The sequence below is a fragment of the Calidithermus terrae genome, assembly GCF_003574345.1.
Classification (GTDB): domain Bacteria; phylum Deinococcota; class Deinococci; order Deinococcales; family Thermaceae; genus Calidithermus; species Calidithermus chliarophilus.
Window position 1 is genome coordinate 1 of record NZ_QXDL01000045.1, and the last position, 22,648, is coordinate 22,648.

A 22,648-nucleotide genomic window follows, 5' to 3' on the forward strand; every position below is an offset into this window, starting at 1 on the left:
GAGCGAGCCGCCCAGGATGGCCTCGAGCTGCTGCAGGCGCTTGCGGACGGTGTTGACGTGCAGGCCCAGGTGGGCGGCGGTGTGGGCGAGGCTGCGGCCAAGCTCGAGGTGGGTGCGCAGGGTGTGCTCGAGGCGGCCCTGGGGGTCGTGGCGGCGGATGGCGCCCAGCGTGGCGTCGAAGACGGGGCGCAGGCGCTCGAGGGGGGCGGTCGCCACCACCCAGGCGGTGGGCTCGAGCTCCTCCCAAGAGGCCGAGCCGCGCGGCTTCAGCACGCTCTCGGCGGCCAGCAGGGCCTCGCGGTGGGCGGCGGGGAGGTCGGGGGGGAGGTGGGGGCTGGAGAGGCCCAGGCGGGTGTCGCTGGCCGGGGCCACGGCGGTGAGGGCGGCCCGCAGGCCCTCGAGCTGCTCCCGCGGGCGGGGGCTCTGCCAGGCCAGCAGCACCACCTCGGAGAGGAAGCCGGTGAGGAAGGGGAGGCCCCGGGCGCTGAAGAACTCCTCCCCGGCGCGGCGCAGGGCGTCCTGGAAGACGCGGAACTCGAGCTGCTGTTCGCGGCCGGTGCGGTTGCGGGCCCAGGGGTCGCGCACCTCGACCACGGCCAGGGCCACCGGCTCGCCGGTGAAGCCGAAGGCGCGCAGGCGGGCCGGGCTGAGCTCAGGGTTCCACGGCTCCAGCAGCAGCTCGCGCAGCAGGCCCCCGCGCACCAGCCGCTCCTGGTCGATCACGCCCACCCGCTCGGGCAGGCTCACCGCCAGCAGGCGGCGGGCGAAGTCGAGCGAGGCCCGGGCCCGCCCCAGCGCGCCCGCGTCGGGGGCCAGCGCCGCCAGCACCGCCTGGGTGCGCCCGGCGGCCCGCACCGGCAGCGAGCAGGCCCAGCCGCCCGGCGCCTCGCCCAGCCACTCGCGCTCGGTGGGGTGGTGCAGCGCGGCCCACAGTTCGGCGGGGTCGAAGGCCCCGGCCCCGGCGGTGAGCTGGCCCCAGGGCGCGAAGCAGGCCACGGCGAGGCCGCTCAGCTCGGCCAGCCGGGCGACGAGGCCCCGGTCGCCGGAGTGCTCGAGCGCGTCGAGCAGCGCCTGCTGCACGGCCTCGGCGGGCGGGGCCGGTAGGCGGGCGGTGACGGCCCAGCGGACGGCCTCGAGCGCCGTCCCGTGGGGCACGGCGAAGACCGCGACCCCGGCCTCGAGGCAGGCCCGGCGCAGGGCCTCGGGCACGGCGGGGATGACCGCGCCCTCGTGGAGGCCCAGCGCGAGGGCCCGCCCCCCCAGCGCGGCGGCGAAGGCCCGCTGCCGCTCAGGGTGGCGGCCCATCCACAAGCCGGTGGTGAGGGCGAGGGAGCCGGGCTCGAGGCCTTGGGCTTCCTCGGGGAACTCCACCACCCGCACCCCCCGCACCCGGCGCGAGAGGCCGGCCTCCCCGCCGAGCCGCTTCAGCCTGAGGCCGGGGTGCTCGAGCAGTTCCCCCAAGGTCATGTCTATTTCTACACCAAATTCCCCAAACAGTGTGTAAACCGACCCTTGTATTTGGCCCCCGGGAGGGCTACCTTCGCTTTGGACACGAGGTGGAGCCATGGTAGACCGCAGCCTGATGCACGGTTCCGTCACCCCGCTGGTGACGCCTTTCAAGAACGGACACCTCGACGAGGCCGCCCTCGAGCGCCTCGTCGAGCGCCAGATCGAGGCCGGCTCGCACGGCATCAGCGTGGGGGGGACCACCGGCGAGCCCGGCACGATGAGCCTGGAGGAGCGCAAGCACCTCATCGAGCTGGCGGTGCGCTTCGCGCGGGGCCGGGTCAAGGTGATGGCCGGGACCGGCACCCTGCGCCTCGACGAGACGCTCGAGCTCACCGAGTTCGCCCGGCGGGTGGGGGCGGCCGAGGCGCTGGTGATCACGCCCTACTACATCAAGCCCAACCAGGAGGGCCTCTACCGCTTCTTCGGGCAGGTCGCCGCCAGCGTGCCCGACATGCCGGTCGTGCTCTACAACATCCCCGGCCGCTCGGGCATCGAGATCAAGATCCCCACCGTGGCGCGCCTGCGCCGTGAGTTCAAGAACATCAACGGGCTCAAGCACTCCTCCAAGGACGTCGAGTACGTCTCCGAGCTGCTGCGGACGGTGGGCCGCGACTTCCGCGTGTTCTGCGGCCTCGAGGCCCTCACCTTCCCCATGATGGCCGTGGGCGCCGTGGGCACCATCGCCGCCACCGCCAACTGGCTGCCGAAGGAGACCGCCGAGATGTGCGAGCTGCTGTTGCAGGGCCGCCACGCCGAGGCGCTGGAGCTCCACTACTACGGCCTCGAGGCCAACGACGCCGTCTTCTGGGACACCAACCCCATCCCGCTCAAGACCGTGCTCTCCTGGATGGGCCTCGTGGAGAAGGAGTGGCGCGAGCCGCTGGGCCCCACCACCCCGGAGATCGAGGCCCGCCTGCGTAAGATGGCGGAGGGCTACGGCCTGCTGGTGGCCCAGGCGGGCTGAGCGAGCGGGAGGCGACGCGCGATGAAGACCGTACGATTCTTTCACAACGGCTGGGTGCGCAAGGGCATCGTAGACCACGGGCTGGTGCTCGACGAGGCGGGCGAGCTGCACCACCCCGACAGCCTGCAGTACATGCTGCCCTTCGCCCCCGGCACCGTGGTGGGGCTGGCCCTCAACTACCGCGACCACGCCGAGGAGCTGGGCCTGGAGATGCCCAAGGAGCCGGTGCTGTTCATCAAGCCCGAGTCGAGCCTGATCCCCCACAAGGCCCACGTGGTGCGGCCGAAGGGCGTGGAGTACATGCACTACGAGAACGAGCTGGCGGTGGTGATGGGCCGCGCCGGCAAGCCCGCCCGCCGCGTGAAGGCCGAGCGGGCCATGGACTACGTCCTGGGCTACACCATCGTCAACGACGTGACCGTGCGCGACTTCGTGGGCAACATGTACCGCCCGCCCATCCGGGCCAAGGGCTGGGACACCTTCGGCCCCATGGGCCCCATGCTGGTCTCGGCCGACGAGATCCCCGACCCCCACAACCTCGAGCTGCGCACCTACGTCAACGGCGAGCTGCGCCAGCAGGGCAACACCCGCGACCTCATCTTCAGCATCCCCGAGATCATCGAGTTCGTCTCGCGCTTCATGACCCTCAAGCCCTACGACGTCATCCTCACCGGCACGCCCAAGGGCATCTCCCACGTGCGCTCGGGGGACGTGATGCGCCTGGAGATCGACGGGCTGGGCGCGCTGGAGAACTCGGTGCGCGAGGAGATCATCCCCGGCGTGGGGTGAGCATGAGCCCCCAGGAGCTCTCCCGGGTCTACCGGTCGGCCGTCTACGAGGCCGGGGGCATGGCCTTCACCCTGGGCGAGGCGCCCGCCGGGCTCGTGCTCTTCGGCGGGCGGCCCTTCGCGGTCGTCACCGCCCACAACCCCGGCAGCCAGCCGCTCCCGGCCGAGGAGAACGCCCGGCGGCACCGCGAGCTCGAGCAGGTATTGCGCGAGGGCGGCTATGAGCTCGCCCCTGGCGTGGGCCGCTCGCCGGACGGAAAATGGCGGGAGGAGGGCTTCACGGTGTTCGGCATCGGCCTCGAGGAGGCCCTGGCCGTGGGCCGGCGCTTCGGGCAGAACGCCATCGTCTACGGGGAGGGCGAGCGGGTGGCTCTGGCGTGGTGCCGGGGCGGGGGGCTCGAGCGGTTCTACCCCCAGGAGGTGGGGAGGTGAGCCTATTCCTCGGGCAAAGCCCGCAAGGCCGCCCGGACCTGGGTCTCGAGGTCGTCCAGGCGGTTTTTAGCGATCTCGTAGATGATCTCGAGGTCGATCCGGAAGTAGTGGTGCACCAGGAGGTTGCGCGTGGCGATGATGGGCCTCGCCCAGGACTCGTTGGCGGCACGGGCCTGTGGGGAAAGGCCGGCGAGCGCCTCGCCAATGATCTGGGGGTGGAACAAGACCCAGACCTAGGCCCTGCGATCCTGGAGGAATTCCTCCTGGCTACCCAGCGGCTCCAGGCGGATCTGCTCGATAGCTTTGAGAACGTCCTGGTAGCGCAGCCGGTCATCCCTCATAGGGCGATGGCTTCGGCTATCACTTCGTCCCGAATTTCCGGGCGCAGGCTGCGCGCGGTTCCCACGTCCACCCTGACGCCCAGGAGGTCCTCGAGGTCGGCGGTGAGGCCGCCTAAATCCCACAGGCTGCGACCTTCCTCCAGATCTACCAGGAGGTCGAGGTCGCTGTTGCCGTCGGCTTTGCCCCTCGCCACCGAGCCGAACACCCGCAGGTTGGAGGCACCGTGCTTGGCTGCCACGGCCAGGATTTCGGCCTTGCGTTCGCGCAACCGCTCCAGGGTGAGCGGCACGCGCTCGAGCAGCACGATCACCTCGGCGGTGGCGCCTTCGGCCAGTTCGGGGCGTGCAGCTCGATGCGCCCGCCTTTCTGTACCACCACCTTTTGTTTCACCGCGACCATAGCTTGATTGTAAAGGAGGTATCCCTTGAAAATCTCCGACACCACCCAAGGCATCCGCCCCGAGTTCATCGAGCAGGTGCGGCAGAAGCTGGCCTCGCGCACCTTCGAGCACTACGTCGGCGGGCAGTTCGTCGCGGGCGCGCGGGGCGAGGTGTTCGAGACGCTGGACCCCGCCACCAACCGGGTCCTAGCCCGGGCCTACCGCGGCCACGCCGAGGACGTCGAAAAGGCGGCGCGGGCCGCGCACGAGTCGTTCAAGACGGGCTGGGGCAGGCTCAAGGCCCGCGAGCGCAAGAAGTACCTGCTCAAGATCGCCGGCCTCATCGAGAAGCACGGCGACGAGCTCGCGACCATCGAGTGCCTCGACGCCGGGCAGGTGCTCAAGATCGTGCGCGGCCAGATCGCCCGCACCGCCGAGAACTTCAGCTTCTACGCCGACTGGGCCGAGAAGGCCATGGACGGGCGCACCTACCCCGTGGACGCGGAGTGGGTCTACTACACGGTGCGGGTGCCGGTGGGCGTGTGCGGCATCATCACGCCCTGGAACGCCCCCATGATGCTCTCCACCTGGCGCATCGCCCCCGCGCTGGCGACGGGCAACACCGTGGTGCTCAAGCCGGCCGAGTGGTCGCCGCTCACCGCCTGGAAGCTGGCCGAGATCATGCAGGAGGCCGACCTGCCCCCCGGCACCTTCAACGTGGTGCAGGGCTTCGGGGAGGAGGCCGGGGCCCCGCTGGTGGCCCACCCCCTGGTGCCGCTGATCACCCTCACCGGCGAGACCACCACCGGCTCGATCGTGATGAAGAACGCCGCCGAGCAGCTCAAGCGGCTCTCCCTCGAGCTCGGCGGCAAGTCCCCCGCCGTCATCTTCGAGGACGCCGACCTCGAGCGGGCCATCGACGCCACCGTCTTCCAGATCTACAGCTTCAACGGCGAGCGCTGCACGGCCAACTCGAGGGCGCTGGTGCAGGAGTCCGTCCTCGAGGAGTTCGTGGCCCGGGTGGCCGAGCGGGCCGCGCGGGTCAGGGTGGGCCACCCCCTCGACCCCGAGACCGAGGTGGGGCCGCTGATCCACCCCGAGCACCTCGAGCGCGTGCTGGGCTACGTGCGCATCGGGCAGGAGGAGGGCGCGAGGCGGGTGGTGGGCGGGGAGCGCGTGGGCAGCGAGGGCAACTACATGCGCCCCGCGCTCTTCGTGGGCGAGAACCACATGCGCATCGCGCAGGAGGAGATCTTCGGGCCGGTGCTCACCGTGATCCCCTTCAAGGACGAGGCCGACGCCCTCGCCAAGGCCAACGACGTCAAGTACGGCCTGGCCGCCTACGTCTGGACCCGCGACGTGGCCCGCGCGCACCGCATGGGGCTCGCCCTCGAGAGCGGCATGACCTGGATCAACAGCCACAACGTGCGCCACCTGCCCACCCCCTTCGGCGGGGTCAAGTTCTCGGGCACCCACCGCGAGGGCGGGGAGTACAGCCTGGAGTTCTACACCGAGATCAAGAGCATCGCCGTGCCGCTGGGCGAGCACCCCATCCCCAAGTTCGGGAAGTGAGGCGGGCGGATAAGCTGGGGCATGGACGACCCCAGCGAGATCGCCGCCCTGCGCCGCCGCGTTGACGAGCTCGAGCGCAAGCTCGCCTTCGTGATGGAAGCCCTGCGGCTGCGGTACACCGACGTCCCCGCCACGCTCGACGGGGAGGTCATCGAGCTCATCAAGCGCAGCCAGCTCATCGAGGCCATCAAGCTCTACCGCGAGCAGACCGGGCTGGGCCTCAAGGAGGCCAAGGACGCGGTGGACGCGATCGCGCGGCGCCTCAAGCGCGGGTACTAGCCGGGCGCTCGCCCATCCCCTCGCCCCCGGAGGCGCTACGGGGGGCGGTCCTGCCGAGGGAGGGCCCCTGGCAGCGCGTCTGCCAGGGGCCCGGGGCGGAGGGCTCTACCTGTCGAGCCAGGTGGTGCGCAGGCCCAGGTAGGAGGTGTTGGGGAAGTGCTCGAAGCCCTTGACGTAGGTCGCCAGGCCCTCGTACTGCGCCGAGTGGAACAGCGGCACCATGGGAACGAGCTGGAGGATGCGCTCCTGGGCGCGGTCGTAGATGGCCTTGCGGTCCTCCTGGTCGGCGGTGGCGCGGCCTTCCTCGAGGAGCTTGTCGAGGGCGGGGTCGCTGAAGTTCATGTAGTTGCCGCCGCCCTTGGTGTGGAAGGGGTTGTAGAGGAAGTCGTCGGGGTCGCCCTGCCCGGACTCGCCGATGATGGTGGCCGCGAACTTCTTGCCGATGAAGTTGGGCAGGTAGACGCTCCACTCCTCGGCCTGGATGTTGACCTTGATGCCCACCTTGGCGAGCTGCGCCTGGATCACCTCGGCGGGGGCGCGCAGGAAGTCGTAGGTGCTCGTCACCTTGAGGTCGAGGGTGAAGCCGTTGGGGTAGCCGGCCTCGCGCAGCAACTGGCGGGCGCGCTCCAGGTTGGGCTTGCCGTAGGGGCTCTTGTCGTAGGAGTAGAAGCCCCCGGCCGGGATGGTGGTGCCCTTGGCGACGATGCCGCCCGCGCCGAAGAGGGCGACGTCCACGACCTCCTGCGGGTTGAGGGCGTAGGCGATGGCCTGGCGCACCCGCACGTCGTCGAGGGGCTTCTCCTTGAGGTTGAAGTACAGCGAGCGGAAGTTGGCCGACAGCCCGCCTACCACGTCGAGCTTGGGGTCGTTCTTGATGGTCTGGATGTCGGCGGCGGGGACGTACTCGATCCAGTCCACGCTCCCGGCGCGCAGCGCGGTGGTGCGGGCGGTGGCGTCGGGGAGGTAGATGTAGGTGATGCCGTCGAGGTAGGGCAGGCGGTTGCCCTTGGCGTCGCGCTCCCAGTAGTTGGGGTTGCGCTGCAGCACCATGCGGGTGTTGGGGATGTACTCGACGAAGACGAAGGGGCCGGTGCCCACCGGCTTGTTGCCCAGCGTGGCCGCGGCCTCCTTGGGCACGATCACGTTGAGGGTGAAGGCCAGCTTGGCCAGCAGCGGGGCGAAGGGCTGCTTGAGCTTGAAGACCACCGTGGTGCGGTTGGGGGCCGTGACCGAGTCCACCACCGCGAAGTCGCCGGCCCGGGGCGACTTGACGGCCGGGTCCTTGATGCGGCCGATGGAATAGACCACGTCGGCGGCCTCGAGCGCGCGCCCGTTGTGGAAGCGCACGTCGGGGCGCAGGGTGAAGGTCCAGGTCAGGCCGTCTTGGCTCACGCCCCAGCGCTGGGCCAGCGAGGGCACGATCTTGCCCTTGGAGTCGAAGCGCACCAGGGTGTCGTAGACGTTCTCGAGCTGGTTGCGGGTGGCGGTGGCGCTGGTGGTGTGGGGGTCGAGGCCCACGGGGTCGGCCTGCATCCCCGCGCGCAGGACGCCGCCGCTCTTCTGGGCCAGCCCCACGCCGAGCAAGGCCACGAGTCCGAGTGCTGCTGCGAATCTTCTCATCCCTACCTCCTATTGCCTGCGCAGCCGCGGGTCGAGCAGGTCGCGCAACCCGTCGCCGAGCAGGTTGAAACCGAGTACGGTCAGGGTGATCGCCAGGCCCGGCCCGATCGAGATCCAGGGGGAGGTCTCGAGCAGTTGGCGGCCGTCGGCGATCATCTGGCCCCACGAGGGGGCGGGGGGCTGGGTGCCCAGGCCCAGGTACGACAGCGAGGCCTCGGCCAGGATGGCGAAGGCCAGCCGCAGGCTCACCTCCACGATCAAGGGCGAGGCGGCGTTGGGCAGCACGTGGCGGAAGAGGATGCGCCAGGGGCTGTTGCCCAGGGCGTGGCTGGCCTCGACGTAGGCCTCCTCGCGCACCCGCAGCACGCTGGCGCGGGCCACGCGGGCGAAGGGCGCGGAGTAGACGACGGCGATGGCGAGGGTGAGGTTCCAGAAGCCCCCGCCCAAGAAAGCCAGCAGCGCGATGGCGAGCAGCACGGCCGGGAAGGCCAGCAGGATGTCGCTCAGGCGCATCACCACCACGTCCACGTTGCCGCGGAAGAAGCCCGCCAGCGCCCCGGCGGTCCCCCCGGCCAGCAGGGCCAGCGTGATGGAGATGGCGGCCACCGCCAGCGAGGTGCGCGCGCCGAAGAGCACCCTCGAGAAGGTGTCGCGGCCGTAGATGTCCGTGCCCAGGGGGTGCTCGAGGCTGGGCCCCTGCAGGCGGTCGGCGGGGTTGTAGGCCACGGGGTCGAAGGGCGCCAGCAGCGGGGCGAAGAGCGCGCAGAGCACCACCAGCAGCACCAGCACGCCCCCGGTGAGGGCGCTGGGGGAGCGCAGCGCGGTGCGCAGCAGGCGGGCGCGGGCGGCGGGGGCGGCGGGGGTCTGGGTCATTCGAACCTCACGCGGGGGTCGATGAGGGCGTAGAGCACGTCCACCAGCACGTTCACCAGCACGAAGGCCCCGGCCACCAGCAGCACCGCGCCCTGCACCACCGGGTAGTCGCGCAGGTTGATGCCCTCCAGCGCGAAGCGCCCGATGCCCGGCAGGCCGAAGATCTGCTCGATGATCACGGTGCCGCCCAGCAGGTTGCCCACCTGCAGCCCCACCACCGTCACCACCGGGATCAGCGCGTTGCGCAGGGCGTGGCGGTAGACCACGGCGCGCTCGGGCAGGCCCTTGGCGCGGGCGGTGCGGGCGTAGTCGAGGGAGAGCACCTCGAGCAGGCTGCTGCGCACGATGCGGGTGGTGGCCGCCGCCAGCGACATGCCCAGCGCCAGGGCCGGCAGGAAGAGGCTGCGCAGGTTGCCCAAGGGGTCCTCGCTGAAGAGCACGTAGCCGGTGGGGGGGAACCAGCCCAGCTTGAGCGAGAACAGCAGGATGAAGAGGATGGCGAGCCAGAAGCTGGGGGCGGCGATGCCCACGAGCGCGAAGAGGCTGGCGAGGTAGTCGAGGGTCTTGCCCCGGTTCACCGCCGCCGTCACGCCCAGCGGCAGGGCTATAGCCAGGGCGATGAGCAGCGCGAGGAGGGTGAGCTCGAGGGTCACGGGGAAGCGCAGGGCCAAGTCGGTGAGCACCGGGCGGTCGGTGCGCAGGCTGGTGCCTAAGTCGCCCTGCAGCAGCGCGCCGAACCACTGCCCGAACTGCACGTGCAGGGGCAGGTCCAGGCCGAACAGCCGCCGCAACTCCTCCCGCCGCTCGGGGCTGACGTTGCCCTCGAGGCCGATCAGGTTGGTCACCACGTCGCCCGGCACCAGCCGCACCATGGCGAAGACCAGCACCAGCACCCCCAGCAGCGAGACCAGGGCTAAGCCGAAGCGTTTGAGCAAGAAAGGCAGCATGGCGGGGGTCCTAGACCGGCTCGATCTCGTGCTGGACGGGGGTGGTGACCTCGATGCCCTCGGCGTGGGTCAGGAAGTTGAGCTCGCTGCGCACCCCGAAGCCCTCGAGGTAGACGCCGGGCTCGAGGGTGAAGGCGAAGCCCGGCAGCAGGCGGCGGCGGTCGAGGGTCTCCCAGCCGTCGAGGTGGGCGGCTTCGCCGTGCACGTGCTGGCTGCCCAGGTTGTGGCCGCTGCGGTGCAGCAGGGCGTGGCCGTAGCCCGCCGCCTCGAGCACGCCCCGCACCGCCGCGTCCGCCTCGTGGCCCTCGGGGTAGTCCCGGGCGGCGAAGCGCTGCCGCAGGTGCTCCAGCCCGCGCTGCTGGGCGGCCTTGACGGCGGCGAAGGCCCGGGCGAACTCGGGGCTGGGGGGGCCGCTGTGGGCCACCCAGGTGATGTCGGCGAAGGGGGCCAGGGCGGAGGGGACCTTGCAGACCATGTCCACCAGCACGGGCTGGCCGGGCTCGAGGGTGCGGTGGTCGGAGGGGGCGTAATGGGGGTTGCGGGTGGCCGTGCCGAAGCTCACCGCCGGCTCGTGCCCGGCCGCCAGACCCCGCGCCTCCACCCGCCCCACCAGGTAGCGGGCCAGCGCCTGCTCGCTCACCGCCTCCCGGCGCTCGCGCAGCCAGGCCATGCCCTCGCGGATGGCCGCGCCCAGGCCCTGCGCCGCGGTGCGGTGCTCGGCCTGCTGCTGGGGGGAGAGGGCGAGGAGCCGCTGGGCCAGGTCGCCCGAGCTCACCACCTGCTTGCCCAGCGCCCGCACCAGGTCCACGGTGCCCGAGTCCACCCGGCCGACGTAGGGGTTGTCCCCCTGGGGCGAGTGCTCCATGGCGAGGGTGCTGCTGCCCTCGAGCAGCCTCCGCAGCCCCCCGACCAGGCTGGCGCGGTCGTGGTAGCGCTCGAGGCGGGCCGGGCCGGGGAAGTAGGTGGCCTCGATGGCGTGGGCGAGCACGGCCGGCTCGCCCACGCGCGGGACGAGGCAGAACCAGCGGCGCATGACCCGCTCGTCGCCCAGCCCGGTGAGGCGGTGGGCCAGGGGGTTGAGCCCCCGGAAGTCGTAGAGCAGCCAGCCGTCGAGCCCGGACTCCTCGAGCCAGCCCTGGATCTCCTCGAGCCTCCTCCAGATCATCGCTCCCTCCTCGAAGTGGGGTGGTGCGGCCTCAGAGCAGCGGCGGGGTGCCGACCCACAGCACCCGCAGCTCCTCGTCGCCCTCGTTGCTCCAGACGTGCCGCAGGCCCGAGTTGAAGTGGGCGCTGTCGCCCGGGCCCAGGTGGTAGGTCTGCTCGCCGATCTGCAGGCGCATGCGGCCGCAGAGGATGTAGAAGAACTCTTCGCCGCCGTGCGTGACCGGCTCGGAGGTGTAGCGGGGGGGGTAGATCATGAGCAGGGGCTCGAGCTGGCGCTCGGGCGCGGTGCTGCCGATGCGCCCGTAGCGCACCCGGCTCTCGTTGAGGTTGAAGAAGCGCACCTCCGAGCCCTTGCGCACCTGCGCCGTGCTGCCCTCGGTGTCGAGGAAGTAGCTCACCGGGACGCCCAGGGCGCGGGCGATCTTGACCATCGAGGCGACGGAGGGCGTGGTGCTGCCCTTCTCGACCTGCGAGAGGAAGGGGGCGCTGAGCTCCGCCCGCTCGGCCAGCTCGCGCAGGGTGTAGCCGAGCTGCTTGCGGCGGTTCTGGATCATCCTTCCCAGTTCTTCGGGCTTCATGGCGTTTTCCCCTGGATGAGGATGCCGTAAGGTATATCAAATTTTGTTTGATATGTCAACGGATGATAAAGTAGAGCCATGGAACCAGTCAGCCCGGTGGTGCGCTTCGAAACGGCCCTAGGATCCTTCCGCGTGGAGCTCTACCCGAAGCAAGCGCCGCTCACCGTCGGCAACTTCCTGCGCTACGTGCGGGAAGGGCGCTACCGGGAGGCCAGCTTCTACCGCACCGTGCGCCCCGACAACCAGCCCGACAGCCCGGTGGAGATCGAGGTGATCCAGGGCGGCCTGGGGATGGAGCCCCACCCCCTGCGCCTGCCGCCCGTCGAGCACGAGACCACCGACCGCACCGGCCTCACCCACCGCGACGGCACGATCTCGATGGGCCGCCTCGAGCCCGGCACCGCCGCCTCCGAGTTCTTCTTCTGCATCGGCGACCAGCCCGAACTCGACTACGGCGGCCGCCGCAACCCCGACGGCCAGGGCTTCGCGGCCTTCGGCCAGGCGATCGAGGGCCTCGAGGTGCTCCGCGCCATCTACCGCCAACCCTCCGTAGGCCAGTACCTCGACCCCCCGGTGCCGATCCTCGCCGTCGTGCTGGAGTGAGGGGAAGCGGTCAGCCATCAGCCGCCGGCGTCTAGGGTCTAGGGCGTCTTGCGTCTTGCGTACGGCGTAGGACGCACGACCCGCGCCCGGCGTCCAGCGTTCGGCTATCGGCTATCGGCTATCGGCTATCACTCACCCCAACGGCATCACCCACGGCCTGCCGCTAGGGTGCCGGGTAAGGGCGAAGGGCAGGCCGTAGACCCGCTCGAGGCGTTCGGGCTCGAGCACCTCCTGCGGCGTGCCCAGCGCCACGGCGGCCCCCTGGTGCAGCAGCAGCACCCGGTCGCAGAACAGGGCGGCCAGGTTGAGGTCGTGCAGCACGGCCACCACGGCCCAGCCCTCCCGGGCCAGCCTGCGGCACAGCTGCAGCACCTCGACCTGGTGGCGGGGGTCGAGGTGGTTGGTGGGCTCGTCGAGCAGCAGCAGCCGGGGCTCCTGGGCCAGGACCCGGGCCAGGTCCACCCGGCTCTGTTCCCCGCCCGAGAGGGTGGGGTACTTGCGGTGGGACAGCGCCTGAGCCTGGGCGAGGCCGAGGGCGTGGGCGGTGGCCTGGTGGTCGCGGGGGTGCTCGGGGCGGCGCTCGAGGTGGGGCAGGCGGCCCAGGAAGGCCACCTCGTAGGCGGTGAAGGGGAAGCCCAGGTCGCGGCGCTGGGTCAGCACCGAGCGCAGCAGGGCCAGCTCGGCGGCGGCGTAGGCCGCCATCGGTTTTCCCAGCAGCCGCACCTCGCCCGAGGTGGGCCGCTCCTCCCCCGAAAGCAGGCGCAGCAGGGTGCTCTTGCCCGCCCCGTTGGGGCCCAGCACGCCCAGCACCTCGCCCGCCTCGAGCCCGAAGCTCACGCCCCCCAGCAGGTCGCGCCGGCCCACCCGGAAGGACAGGGCGCGCGCTTCGAGCATCAGCGGGCCACCTCCCGCTTGAAGCGCAGCAGCAGGGCGATGAAGAAGGGCGCGCCCAGCAGGCTGGTGACCACGCCCACCGGCAGCTCGGCGGGGGCCGCCGCCGTGCGGGCGATCAGGTCGGCCAGCACGCTCAGGATGGCCCCCAGCAGCACCGAGCCCGGCAGCAGGTAGCGGTGGTCGGGCCCGGCCAGCAGGCGGAAGAGGTGAGGGGCCACCAGCCCGATGAAGCCCACGCTGCCCGCCGCGGCCACCGCGGTGCCCACCGCCAGCGCGGCCAGGGCCACGGCCTTGCGCTTGAAGGGCTCGAGGCTCACCCCCAGGTGGAAGGCCTCCGACTCCCCCAGCACCAGCGCGTTCAGCGGGCGCGACAGGCGCAGCAGGCCCCAGACCGACAGCAGCGCGGTGGGCGCGACGGCCGCCAGCAGGCTCCAGGTGGCCCCGCCGTAGCCGCCCAGGGTCCAGAAGGTCAGGCTCCTGAGCTGCTCGTCGGTGGCGCGGCTCACCAGCAGCCCGATCAGGGCCCCGGCCAGCGCGTTGAGCGCGACCCCGGCGAGCAGCAGGGTCAGCACCTGCACCCGACCGCCGCTGCTGGCCAGCGCCCACACCGCCAGCGTCGCCAGCAGCCCGCCCACGAAGGCCATGAGGGGGAGGGCGTAGGCCTCGAGCGCCCCCGCCCCCGGCAGCGCCACGATGAACACGGCGGCCCCCAGCGCGGCGCCCGCGCTGACCCCGATCAGGCCGGGGTCGGCCAGGGGGTTGCGGAACAGGCCCTGCATCACCGCCCCGGACAGGGCCAGCAACGCCCCGGCCGCCACCGCCAGCAGCACCCGGGGAAAGCGCACCGACGTCAGCACCGCGTAGGCGGGGTTCTCGCGCTCCCACAGGACGCGCGGGATGTCCTGGGGCGCGACGGCGTAGGCCCCGCTGCCCGCCGCCAGCAGCACCACCAGCGGCAGCGCCGCCCCCAGGCCCAGCAGGGCCAGCCGGTAGCGGGAGAAAGCCTTGGGCAACCGCAGAGCGCCCTGCATGGCTCAACCCAGCAGCCGGTGACGGCTAAGGCGCAGCTCGCGCACGCTCAGGCCCCGTTCGTCGTGGCGCACCACCTGGCGGCGCTCGGGCAGCCAGACCCCCTCCACCTCGGCGTAGGCGTCGGCGAAGCTCTCCACGGCCTCGAGGCTCCCGTCGGCCCGGCGGTGGGTCACGGTGAAGTGCGCGGGCAGGTGCTTGGCGCCGGCCTGGGCGTAGGCGTGGAGGTGGATGCGGAAGGAGGAGGCGGGGAGGTTGCGCTCGACCAGCCGGACTTTCCCCTCCTGCACCCACAGCGCCGAGCGCAGGGGGTCCTCGAGCTCGACGCGGGTGCCCAGCGGGCCCTCCGCCGTGAGGCGCATGGGGTACTGCCCCTCGCCCTGGGCGAAGGGGCGGGGCGAGCGGTGGGCCAGCATGGAGGCCAGCTCCCGCCGGGGCCACTCGAGCAGGTCCTCCGGCGAGGGCTCGGCCCCGCCGACCGCCAGGTGCAGCTCGATGTCCTTGGGTGAGCGGGCCGCCACGCGCCCCTGGTGCCAGCTACCGCCCAGGCAGAGCTCGAGGTCGGCGCTGAAGCCGCCGAAGCCCTCGGGCAGGGTGTAGGCGCCCGCGCGGGCGGTCTCGAGCAGCCCGTAGGCCGGGGCGGCGGCGGCGTTCACAGCTCCTCACTTAGGCCCGGCGACGTAGAGCCCGCTGCGCTCGTAGGCCCCGACGAACAGGTCCAGGGCGGCCTGCCCGGTGCGGGGGCCGAAGCCGCCCAGGTACAGGTCGTCGATCGCCACCACCCGCCCGGCCTGCCCGGCGGGGGTCTGCGACACGCCGGGGAGCTTCCTCAGGCCCTCCACCCCGCCGATGCTCTGTAGGCCCTTGGTGAAGACCACGATCAGGTCGGGCCGGGCCGCCACCACCGCCTCGGCGGTCATCTGGGCGCAGTCCTTGATGCCCTTGGCCGCGTTGGCGATGCCCGCGAGCTCCATCATCCCCACCGGGTTCGAGCCCTCCCCGCAGACGAAGGTGGTCTGGGGGCCGCGCAGGTAGAGGAAGAGCCCCCTGAGCCTCGTGCGCTGCTGCGCGAGCTTGGAGCGCAGGGCCAGCAGGTCGCGCTCCATGCGCCGGATGAGCTCTTCGCCGCGCTGCACGCGCCCCACCGCGGCGGCGACGGTGCGGATCTTCTCGCGGGCCCCCTCGAGGGTGGGCTTATCGGGCACGCGCACCACGCTCACCCCCGCGCCCTCGAGCTGCTCGAGGACCTGCGGCGGCTTGACGTCCTCGCGCCCGAGCACCAGGGTGGGCCGCAGCGCCAGGATGCCCTCGGCGTTGAGCCGGAACTGGTACCCCACGCTGGGCAGCCGCAGCGTGGCCGCGGGGTAGTAGCTGCTGTCGTCGCGCCCGACCACCCGCTCGCCCACCCCCAGGGCGAAGAGGATCTCGGTGGTGGAACCGTTGAGGCTGACGATGCGCTCGGTGGACCGCACCGTGACGTTCTGGCCCCGCGCGTCCTTGACGGTGAAGGGCTGGGCCAGCGCCAGCCCCGCCAGCAGGGCCAGCGCCGCCGCGCCGCGCCTCATCGGCCGACCTCCTGGGCCGGGGCTTCGGCGCTGTCGGTGAAGACCTCGTAGGTCTCGAGCTGGGAGTGACCCCGGAAGGCTTCGCGCGGCAGGGTGCCGCTGCGGGCGTGCCCCTCCTTGAACTCCGGGCTCTCCACCCAGCCCTCGAAGTGGGCCCGGCTCTGCCAGAAGGTCATCACCACGTAGGGCTGCTCGGCGGGGTCGGCGGGCCGCAAGACCAGGTTGCGGATAAAGCCGGGCATCCGGTCAACGAGCCGGGCGCGGCGCTGGAAGTTTTCCTCGAATTGCCGGGCATATTCGGGGTTGACCGAAATGCGGTTCATGGTAACGAACATCCCTGACCTCCTCGAGAGCTAAGGCTAGGACGAACGTCCCTTAAAGTCAAGTATTCCGGTCGGAATTTAGGTATATTGAAAACGATAACTGTTATCGCTGCCGGGAAGCGGCCCAGGCCCGGCCTAGACGCCGGCCTCGGCCAGCGCCCGGCGGGTGGCGGCCTCGACGGCGGCCCAGTCGCCTTTCTCGAGCGCCGCCCTGGGGAAGAGGTTGGACCCCAGGCCCACCGCCAGCGCCCCCGCCCCCAGGTAGGCCGGGACTTCGCTCGGCTTGATCCCCCCGGTCGCCAGGACCGGGAGGCCGGGGAAGGGCCCCAGCAGGTCCTTGAGGTAGGGGACGCCCCCGGAGGAGCCCGCCGGGAACAGCTTGACCACCTCGGCGCCCAGGCCCCTCGCCCGCACGACCTCGGTGGGGGTGAGCACGCCGGGGACGTAGGGGGCCCCCCGCGCCCGGCACAGCTCGAGCACGTCCTCCCCCAGGTGCGGGCTCACCAGGAAGGCCGCCCCGGCCTCGAGGGCCGCGAGCCCCTGTCGCGCGTTCATCACCGTGCCCGCGCCCAGCAGCACGTCCCCCGGCAGGCGCCCGCGCAGCTCGCGCAACGCCTCGAGCGCCCCGGGGGTGGTGAAGGTCAGCTCGACGGCCCGCAGGCCACCCCGGGCCGCCGCCAGCGCCGCCCCCACCGCGGCCTGGGCCGAGGGGGCCCGCAAGACCCCCACCACTTTCGCCGCCTGCAGCGCGGCTACCACCCCAGGCCCTCCAGGAAGCGCAGCTTCTCGAGGGTGTGGAAGCTCTCGCCGCCCTCGTGGCCGTTGTAGGGGTACACCCGGATCTCCTTGGGCCCGGCGTAGTGGTTGTAGGCGGCGTAGACGGTGCTGGGCGGGCAGACGTCGTCCATCAGGCCCACCGAGAACAGCGCCGGCGCCGTGGCCCGGGCCGCGAAGTTCACCCCGTCGAAGTAGGCCAAAGTGGCGAAGACCTGCCCCACCTTGTCGCGGTGGACGCGGCAGAAGGCGGCGATCTCGTTGTAGGGCGCGGTGTCCACGACCTCGGTGGCCCGGCGGTAGTGGCAGAGGAAGGGCACGTCGGGCAGCGCCGCCTGCACGCCGGCGACCCCGGCGACCGCGAGGGCGATGCCCCCGCCCTGGCTCCCCCCGGCCACCGCGAGGCGGCCCGGGTCCACCGCGGGGTGGCTCCGCGCCGCCTCCACCGCCCGCACCGCGTCGGTGAAGAGGCGGCGGTAGTAGTAGGTCTTGGGGCTCAGCACGCCCCGGGTCAGGAAGCCGGGGTGCTGGGGGTTGTCGCCGTCGGGGGCGAGGTCGGGGGTGTCGCCCCTGCGCCACCTCGAGCCCTGCCCCCGCGTGTCCATGACCAGGTGGGCGTAGCCCGCGCTGGCGTAGGTCAGCCACTCCACCGGGAAGCCGCGCCCGCCGCCGTAGCCGACGTACTCCACCACGCAGGGCAGCCTCCCCCCGCGCTGCCGGGGCAGCAGGAACCAGCCCTTGATGGGCTGGCCCGCGTAGCCGCTGAAGGTGAGGTCGAAGACCTCGAGCGCCCTCAGCCCGAAGCCGGCCGGCTCGAAGCGGGCGTCGAGGGGGTGCTGGCGGGCCTCGGCGAGCGTCTGCCGCCAGAAGGCGTCGAAGCCGGCGGGCTCGTCGCGCTCGGGGAGGTAGGCCTGCAGGCGCTCGAGCGGGTAGTCGAAGAGGGGCATACGGCAGGTTATTCGAGGGGGAGCGCGCTGTCCACCGTTTAAACTCTAGGCGTGTGGATCGGGATACTCAGCGACACCCACGGGGCGCTGGAGGCCGAGGCGCTCGAGGCGCTGCGCGGCGTGGACGAGGTCTGGCACGCCGGGGACGTGGGCAGCGAGGCCGTCCTCGACGCGCTCGAGGGGCTGGGCAAGCCGCTGCGGGCGGTCTGGGGCAACATCGACGGCCCGGAGGTGCGGGCCCGGACGCACGGGCGCCTGGAGTTCGAGGCCGAGGGGATGAAGGTGCTGCTCGTCCACCAGGCCGGCACGCCCGGCCGCTACCTCCCCGAGGTGCGCCGGCGGGTGCGGGCCCGCCGCCCCGACCTCATCGTCTGCGGCCACTCGCACGTCCTGCGGGTCGAGCGCGACGCGGCGGGCATCCTCTACCTCAACCCCGGGGCCTGCGGCGAGGAGGGCATCCACCGGGTCAAGACGCTGGTGCGGCTCGAGGTCGCCGGCGGGCGCATCCGCAAGGCCGAGGCCGTCGAACTCGGCGCCCGGGCGGGGGAGGGCCGCGAGCGGGCCTGGCAGACCGTGGAGGCCTTCCTGGCGGCGCGGGGCCTGCGGCTGGGCGAGGCCCAGGCCTCGGCCCTGGGCCGCCGGGCCGCCCGGGTCTGCCGCGAGCAGGGCTGGCCGGTGAGCCCGGTCCACCACCCGCGCTTCGGCACGGTCAACGAGTACCCGGTCGAGGCCCTGGAGGAAGCCCTCACAGAAGGGCTCGGGTGAAGCCCCCGTCCACCACCAGGGTCTGGCCGGTGAGGTAGCTGGCGCGGCTGGAGAGCAAGAACAGCGCCACGTCGGCGATCTCCTGCGGCCGCCCCAGCCGCCCGGCCGGGATCTGCTGGGCCTGCTGCTGCAGGGCGGCCTCGAGGCTGCCCCCCTGCTGCTTGGCGCGGTACTCGAAGACCTCGGTGACCCGCTCGGTGAGGGTGTAGCCGGGGGCCAGGGTGTTGACGGTGATGCCGTGGCGGGCCACCTCGCGCGAGAGGGTCTTGAGGTAGCCGGTCACGGCGGCCCGCAGGGTGTTGGAGAGGGCCAGGTTCTCGATGGGCTCCTTCACCGCCAGCGAGGTCACGGCCAGGATGCGCCCGAAGCCCTGGGCCTTCATGCCCGGCAGGAGGCCGCCCACCAGCCGGATCAGGGGGTAGAGCAGGCCGTCGGCCGCCTGGCGGAAGTCCATGGCGCCGAGCTCCTGCGCCGGGGAGGGGCGGGGGCCGCCGGTGTTGGCCAGCAGGATCTCGACGGTGCCGAAGCCCTGGGCCTGGGCCAGGATCCCCTCGACCTCCTCGCCCCGGCTGAGGTCGGCGGGGATGGCCCTGGCCTCGCCGCCCATGGCTTCGATCTCGGCCACCAGCTGCTCGAGCTTCTCGGCGTTCCGGGCCACCGCCAGCACGCGGGCGCCCTCCTGCGCCAACCCCAGCGCGATCGCACGCCCGATGCCCTGTGAAGCGCCGGTCACCAGCGCGGTTTTCCCCTTGATTCCCAGGTCCATAAACAGGAGTCTCGGGGCTCGGCCGCCGAGCGTCAAGGGCCGAGACCGCGATCAGGCCAGGTCTTTGACGTACCAGCTCAGCGACGGCCCGCTGTCGCGCAGGTGGGCGAAGCCCTGGCGCGACCAGAAGTGGCGGGCGGCCGGGTTGTCGCCGTAGACCACCGCGAACAGCCGCCCCACCTCACCCCGCAGGCGGGCCTCGAGCTCGCCCAGCGCCCGCGCCCCCAGGCCCTGCCCCTGCAGGCTTTCCCGGATCAGCAGCAGGCTGATGGTCGCGGCGCCGTCCTCGGGGTAGGTGAGCTTGTAGTCGAGGTAGCCCACCACCTCCCCGTCCTGCTCCAGCAGCGAGACCCGGCGCCGGGGGTCGTGCTCGAGCACCTCGAGCTCGCGTTCGACGTCGGCCAGCGAGGGGACCTCCATGCCGATGAGGTTGAAGTAGGTGGGGCTGTCCAAATACAGGCGGTGAATCTCGGGGGCCAATGCGGGCAGTACGGGACGGAATTGAAAACGGTCAGCGATCTTCATGGTTTGCCCTGATTTTATCCCCTGGCATTCTGAGATTTGGGTTATAGGACACGGCGCGGGGGCTCGTTGGCCGGGCGTGGGTCGTACCGTGGGTCGTACGTCGTACGCGAGACGCCAAACGCAAGACGCGAGGGGCGAGGCGCCGGTCGTACGTCTTACGTCGTACGCCTTGGCCCTCGACCTCGACCCCGGCGGGGAGGGAGACCCAGCGGGGAATCAGTTAAGGCGGGTATCCTCTGCCCATGCACCGTTTGCGCTTTCTCCTGCTCGTGGGTGCCGGCTTGTTGGGGGCGTGCGCGATTCTGCCGATCACCCTCGACCTTCTGGGACACCTCGGGAGCCGAAAGTCGGGGAGTTACAGCCGTGAGGTGCCCCGGGGGACGGTCGCCTTCGACGGGGTGACCCTGCCGCAGGAGGGCCCCTGGGGCCTCGACTTCAGCGGCCAGAACGTCCCGGTGAGCTTCAAGTCGGTCCGCCTGACCTACGCGGTGGCGCTCGCCACGAGCGGGCCGGGGCTGAGCGGCACCGTGACCGTGCAGGCCTACCTCGCCCCGGCCGGCGTGACCGACGTTGTGCAGGAGCGGTACAGGCTGGGCGCTTCCCAGGCCCTCGACCTCGGCGCCGGCAGCCTCGAGCTCGAGGGCAGCGCCGACCTCAGCGCCGAGCAGGTGGCGGCGGTCAACGACAAGAAGGTCCAGGTGGTGCTGGTGTTGGGCGGCACCGCCACCGCCGCCGAGGGCGGCACCCTGCGGCTCGACTACGAGGTGAAGAAGCTGCTGCTGAGCTTCACCGTGATTTGATACCCGATTCGGTCAGTTCGTCACCGAACGGTGACGCCGCCCCGCCAAGGCGGGGCGGCCGACCGAAGTTATCCGCGTAGCGGAGGGCGGTACCGCCCCTTGGAAGGGAGACGCTTTCTTCGCCGACCGTCAGGGAGGGGTGTGCTCTGGGATTCAAAAAGATGACCTCTGGGATCTTTGGATTTGGATGATTATCTTTTTGAATCCGGTATGAGGCCCGCTTCGGTCAGTGCGGCGCCGGACGGCGGCGGAGCAACCGAACGGGCATGACCCGCCCCTGCAGAAAAAAGAAAAACCCCCGGCCGCGGCCGGGGGTTTCGGGGTTGCGAGATCGGGAGCTCAGAACCGCCTGGCGGGCTCGAGCACGGTCACGTTGGCCGCCTGGGGCCCCTTGCCGTTCTTGCCGGCTTCCACCTCGAAGCTCACCACGTCGCCCTCGTTGAGGGTGCGGAAGCCCTTGGAGTTGATGGCGCTGTAGTGGACGAACACGTCGCTGTCCCCCTCGCGCTCGATAAACCCGTACCCCTTCTCGGCGTTGAACCACTTCACTTTGCCTTTCTGCATACTGCTCCTTCGTGCCGAGCCGCCGCCCGCGGGGCGACGCTCCATCCGGGTGACGGGGTCCTGCATTGCCTCGGGGGCTACCCCAGTGGCCCAGATGCCTCAGCCTAGCACGCTCTCATCTGGCATGTCTATCCTTTGAAAACCCGCTTCAGCTTGTCCCAAAAGCCCTCCGGGGCGACCTCTTCGCCGGTCTCCTGGGCGAACTCGCGCAGCAGTTGGCGGGCGCGGTCGGAGAGGTTGCGCGGCACGGCGATCTCGGTGACGACCTGCAGGTTGCCGCGGTGGCGCCGCCCGGCGTAGGGCAGCCCCTTGCCCTCCATCTCGAACACCTCGCCGTGCCCGGTGCCGGGGGGGACGTCGAGGGGGATGGGGCCCTCGAGCCCCGGCACCTCCACCTTGGTGCCCAGCGCCGCCTGGGCCAGCCCCAGCTTGAGGCGGTAGACGAGGTGGGGTCCCTCGCGCTCGAGGTGGGGGTGGGGGGCGAGGCGGGGCCGCACGAAGAGGTCGCCGGGCCCGCCCGGCCCCAGGTTGCCCATGCCCGACACCCGCAGGAGCTGGTTCTCGTCGATGCCCGCGGGCATCTGCACCTTGATGTGCTCCTCGCGCCGCACCCGGCCCTGGCCCTTGCAGGCGGGGCAGGTCTCGCTCACGGTGTAACCCCGGCCGCGGCAGGCCGCGCAGGGGGCCTGGGTCATCACGTTGCCGAAGATGGTGCGCTGCACCTGCTCGACCACGCCCCGCCCGTGGCAGCTCCTGCAGGGCTCGCGCTTGCCGCCCTGGCCCGCGCAGGCCTCGCAGTTCACCAGCCGCTGGTAGCTCAGCTCCTTCTCGGCGCCATGCAGCACGTCGCTGAGAAGGAGCTCGACGGTGGCCTCGAGGTCCTCCCCGCGGGGGGCCCGCCCCGGCCCGCCCGGGGAGCGGAAGCCGAAGACCTGCTCGAAGAGGTCGAACACGTCGCCGAACCCCCCGGGGAAGCCGCCCGTCTGGGGGGCCTCGGTGCCGTAGCGGTCGTAGTTGGCCCGCTTGTCGGGGTCGGAGAGCACCGAGTAGGCCTCGTTGATGGCCTTGAACTTCTCCTCCGCCTCCTTGTTCCCCGGGTTCTTGTCCGGGTGGTACTGCAGGGCCAGCTTCCGGTAAGCCTTCTTGATCTCGTCCGGAGTGGCCTCACGGCTCACGCCCAAGGTTGCGTAATAGTCCTTCATCGAAGTTTAGTCTAGCAGACTAAAGTTTTCGCCGGGGTGCCCCTGACGCACGGCCCTCAGGCCTCCGGCTGGGGGAGAGCCCAGGCCGGCTGCCGCCGGCCGATGCCGCCCCGCAGGCGTGCCGCAGGTGCTTGCGCCCGGGGCGATTAAGGTTGGGCTAAGCCCGTGAGTGACATAAGCGCTTTACACATCTCACTACCGCTGCTATAGTCGGAGGCAGATGCGACCCTCCGCCCGAGCTATCCTGTAACGGCGCTCATGCTTCGCTGCATGAGGCCGTCGGGATTTGCCCAGCGGGGGGTTTTGCCATGCCCGCGCCGAGCGCAGACCGAAGGTGATGGCAGTGAAGCCTAAGCCCCTACAGCCCAGGCTCGAGGCGGCGAGTCCTCGGAGGAAACCATGGTCCTGCTGACCCCCGGCCCCACCCCCATCCACCCCCTGGTC

General features: G+C 71.5%; 27 protein-coding genes. 8 read left to right on the forward strand and 19 right to left on the reverse strand.

Features of this window, described 5'->3' with window-relative positions; genetic code table 11:
• The coding region (locus Mterra_RS07095) for a helix-turn-helix domain-containing protein (protein ID WP_170159581.1) at positions 1 to 1,467 on the reverse strand (1,467 nt) is incomplete at its 3' end.
• Between the two features lie 97 nt (positions 1,468 to 1,564).
• Between Mterra_RS07095 and hpaI the strand changes: the two genes are divergently transcribed.
• From hpaI to Mterra_RS07110, 3 genes are read left to right on the forward strand one after another with little or no spacing between them, the layout of a single operon-like run.
• The gene (gene hpaI, locus Mterra_RS07100; RefSeq protein WP_420836692.1) at positions 1,565 to 2,473 is read left to right on the forward strand and encodes a 2,4-dihydroxyhept-2-ene-1,7-dioic acid aldolase; all 909 of its coding nucleotides are present in this window, start codon (positions 1,565 to 1,567) and stop codon (positions 2,471 to 2,473) included.
• 21 nt (positions 2,474 to 2,494) lie between these two features.
• Positions 2,495 to 3,262 (forward strand): fumarylacetoacetate hydrolase family protein, encoded by a 768-nt coding sequence (locus Mterra_RS07105; RefSeq protein ID WP_119314554.1) that lies wholly within the window; start codon positions 2,495 to 2,497, stop codon positions 3,260 to 3,262.
• 2 nt (positions 3,263 to 3,264) lie between these two features.
• Positions 3,265 to 3,693 carry a DUF3293 domain-containing protein gene (locus tag Mterra_RS07110; protein ID WP_119314555.1) on the forward strand — a complete coding sequence of 143 codons (429 nt, stop codon included), beginning with the start codon at positions 3,265 to 3,267 and terminating at the stop codon, positions 3,691 to 3,693.
• A gap of 2 nt (positions 3,694 to 3,695) precedes the next feature.
• Here Mterra_RS07110 and Mterra_RS07115 read toward each other — a convergent pair whose 3' ends face one another.
• Positions 3,696 to 3,917, reverse strand: a complete 222-nt coding sequence (locus tag Mterra_RS07115) for a HepT-like ribonuclease domain-containing protein (RefSeq protein ID WP_119314556.1) — start codon at positions 3,915 to 3,917, stop codon at positions 3,696 to 3,698.
• 113 nt (positions 3,918 to 4,030) lie between these two features.
• Positions 4,031 to 4,345 carry a nucleotidyltransferase family protein gene (locus Mterra_RS07120; protein WP_245971557.1) on the reverse strand — a complete coding sequence of 105 codons (315 nt, stop codon included), beginning with the start codon at positions 4,343 to 4,345 and terminating at the stop codon, positions 4,031 to 4,033.
• Between the two features lie 114 nt (positions 4,346 to 4,459).
• Here Mterra_RS07120 and hpaE point away from each other — a divergent pair, with 114 nt between their 5' ends.
• Both hpaE and Mterra_RS07130 read left to right on the forward strand, forming a co-directional pair.
• A complete protein-coding gene (gene hpaE / locus Mterra_RS07125; protein ID WP_119314557.1) occupies positions 4,460 to 5,986 on the forward strand; it encodes a 5-carboxymethyl-2-hydroxymuconate semialdehyde dehydrogenase in 1,527 nt (508 codons plus the stop codon).
• 21 nt (positions 5,987 to 6,007) lie between these two features.
• On the forward strand, positions 6,008 to 6,265 hold the full coding sequence (locus tag Mterra_RS07130) for a ribosomal protein L7/L12 (protein ID WP_119314558.1): 258 nt from the start codon (positions 6,008 to 6,010) through the stop codon (positions 6,263 to 6,265).
• A gap of 105 nt (positions 6,266 to 6,370) precedes the next feature.
• Here Mterra_RS07130 and Mterra_RS07135 read toward each other — a convergent pair whose 3' ends face one another.
• Genes Mterra_RS07135 through Mterra_RS07155 form a run of 5 tightly spaced genes read right to left on the reverse strand, consistent with a single transcriptional unit; the run spans position 6,371 to position 11,447 of the window.
• The gene (locus Mterra_RS07135) at positions 6,371 to 7,885 is read right to left on the reverse strand and encodes an ABC transporter substrate-binding protein (RefSeq protein WP_119314559.1); all 1,515 of its coding nucleotides are present in this window, start codon (positions 7,883 to 7,885) and stop codon (positions 6,371 to 6,373) included.
• Between the two features lie 9 nt (positions 7,886 to 7,894).
• Entirely contained in the window at positions 7,895 to 8,758 is an 864-nt protein-coding gene (locus tag Mterra_RS07140; protein WP_119314560.1) for an ABC transporter permease, read from the reverse strand.
• Positions 8,755 to 9,705: an ABC transporter permease gene (locus tag Mterra_RS07145; protein WP_119314561.1), complete on the reverse strand. Its 951-nt coding sequence runs from the start codon at positions 9,703 to 9,705 to the stop codon at positions 8,755 to 8,757. Before Mterra_RS07145 ends, Mterra_RS07140 begins: the two co-directional genes overlap by 4 nt.
• A gap of 10 nt (positions 9,706 to 9,715) precedes the next feature.
• A complete protein-coding gene (locus Mterra_RS07150; RefSeq protein WP_119314562.1) occupies positions 9,716 to 10,870 on the reverse strand; it encodes a M24 family metallopeptidase in 1,155 nt (384 codons plus the stop codon).
• A gap of 31 nt (positions 10,871 to 10,901) precedes the next feature.
• A complete protein-coding gene (locus tag Mterra_RS07155; RefSeq protein WP_119314563.1) occupies positions 10,902 to 11,447 on the reverse strand; it encodes a helix-turn-helix domain-containing protein in 546 nt (181 codons plus the stop codon).
• A gap of 78 nt (positions 11,448 to 11,525) precedes the next feature.
• On the opposite strand from Mterra_RS07155, the gene Mterra_RS07160 reads away from it, so the two are divergent.
• Positions 11,526 to 12,050 carry a peptidylprolyl isomerase gene (locus tag Mterra_RS07160; protein ID WP_119314564.1) on the forward strand — a complete coding sequence of 175 codons (525 nt, stop codon included), beginning with the start codon at positions 11,526 to 11,528 and terminating at the stop codon, positions 12,048 to 12,050.
• Positions 12,051 to 12,182: 132 nt separating this feature from the next.
• Here the strand turns inward: Mterra_RS07160 and Mterra_RS07165 are convergent, their stop codons facing one another.
• The 7 genes from Mterra_RS07165 to Mterra_RS07195 all read right to left on the reverse strand — a co-directional run bounded on the left by Mterra_RS07165 (position 12,183) and on the right by Mterra_RS07195 (position 17,582).
• Complete coding sequence (locus tag Mterra_RS07165) at positions 12,183 to 12,944, reverse strand: heme ABC transporter ATP-binding protein (RefSeq protein ID WP_119314565.1); 762 nt, start codon at positions 12,942 to 12,944, stop codon at positions 12,183 to 12,185.
• Entirely contained in the window at positions 12,944 to 13,975 is a 1,032-nt protein-coding gene (locus tag Mterra_RS07170; RefSeq protein ID WP_119314566.1) for a FecCD family ABC transporter permease, read from the reverse strand. The genes Mterra_RS07165 and Mterra_RS07170 overlap by 1 nt, the downstream gene beginning before the upstream one ends.
• Before the next feature lie 3 nt (positions 13,976 to 13,978).
• Complete coding sequence (locus tag Mterra_RS07175; RefSeq protein ID WP_119314567.1) at positions 13,979 to 14,629, reverse strand: DUF3386 family protein; 651 nt, start codon at positions 14,627 to 14,629, stop codon at positions 13,979 to 13,981.
• A gap of 6 nt (positions 14,630 to 14,635) precedes the next feature.
• On the reverse strand, positions 14,636 to 15,538 hold the full coding sequence (locus Mterra_RS07180) for a heme/hemin ABC transporter substrate-binding protein (RefSeq protein ID WP_119314568.1): 903 nt from the start codon (positions 15,536 to 15,538) through the stop codon (positions 14,636 to 14,638).
• The gene (locus Mterra_RS07185) at positions 15,535 to 15,873 is read right to left on the reverse strand and encodes an antibiotic biosynthesis monooxygenase family protein (protein WP_119314569.1); all 339 of its coding nucleotides are present in this window, start codon (positions 15,871 to 15,873) and stop codon (positions 15,535 to 15,537) included. The genes Mterra_RS07180 and Mterra_RS07185 overlap by 4 nt, the downstream gene beginning before the upstream one ends.
• A gap of 123 nt (positions 15,874 to 15,996) precedes the next feature.
• The gene (locus Mterra_RS07190; protein ID WP_119314570.1) at positions 15,997 to 16,620 is read right to left on the reverse strand and encodes a bifunctional 4-hydroxy-2-oxoglutarate aldolase/2-dehydro-3-deoxy-phosphogluconate aldolase; all 624 of its coding nucleotides are present in this window, start codon (positions 16,618 to 16,620) and stop codon (positions 15,997 to 15,999) included.
• Complete coding sequence (locus Mterra_RS07195) at positions 16,614 to 17,582, reverse strand: acetylxylan esterase (RefSeq protein ID WP_119314571.1); 969 nt, start codon at positions 17,580 to 17,582, stop codon at positions 16,614 to 16,616. The genes Mterra_RS07190 and Mterra_RS07195 overlap by 7 nt, the downstream gene beginning before the upstream one ends.
• 51 nt (positions 17,583 to 17,633) lie before the next feature.
• On the opposite strand from Mterra_RS07195, the gene Mterra_RS07200 reads away from it, so the two are divergent.
• Positions 17,634 to 18,347, forward strand: a complete 714-nt coding sequence (locus tag Mterra_RS07200) for a metallophosphoesterase family protein (RefSeq protein ID WP_176582516.1) — start codon at positions 17,634 to 17,636, stop codon at positions 18,345 to 18,347.
• Here Mterra_RS07200 and Mterra_RS07205 read toward each other — a convergent pair.
• Entirely contained in the window at positions 18,328 to 19,113 is a 786-nt protein-coding gene (locus Mterra_RS07205) for an SDR family oxidoreductase (protein ID WP_119314572.1), read from the reverse strand. The two genes, Mterra_RS07200 and Mterra_RS07205, sit on opposite strands and share 20 nt — an antisense overlap.
• Positions 19,114 to 19,164: 51 nt before the next feature.
• Positions 19,165 to 19,638: a GNAT family N-acetyltransferase gene (locus Mterra_RS07210; protein ID WP_119314573.1), complete on the reverse strand. Its 474-nt coding sequence runs from the start codon at positions 19,636 to 19,638 to the stop codon at positions 19,165 to 19,167.
• Between the two features lie 242 nt (positions 19,639 to 19,880).
• Here Mterra_RS07210 and Mterra_RS07215 point away from each other — a divergent pair, with 242 nt between their 5' ends.
• The gene (locus tag Mterra_RS07215) at positions 19,881 to 20,438 is read left to right on the forward strand and encodes a hypothetical protein (protein ID WP_147372589.1); all 558 of its coding nucleotides are present in this window, start codon (positions 19,881 to 19,883) and stop codon (positions 20,436 to 20,438) included.
• Positions 20,439 to 20,777: 339 nt separating this feature from the next.
• On the opposite strand, the gene Mterra_RS07220 is transcribed toward Mterra_RS07215, so the two are convergent.
• Entirely contained in the window at positions 20,778 to 21,002 is a 225-nt protein-coding gene (locus Mterra_RS07220; protein ID WP_119314575.1) for a cold-shock protein, read from the reverse strand.
• A gap of 128 nt (positions 21,003 to 21,130) precedes the next feature.
• On the reverse strand, positions 21,131 to 22,204 hold the full coding sequence (gene dnaJ, locus Mterra_RS07225) for a molecular chaperone DnaJ (protein WP_119314576.1): 1,074 nt from the start codon (positions 22,202 to 22,204) through the stop codon (positions 21,131 to 21,133).
• Positions 22,205 to 22,648: the final 444 nt, after the last annotated feature.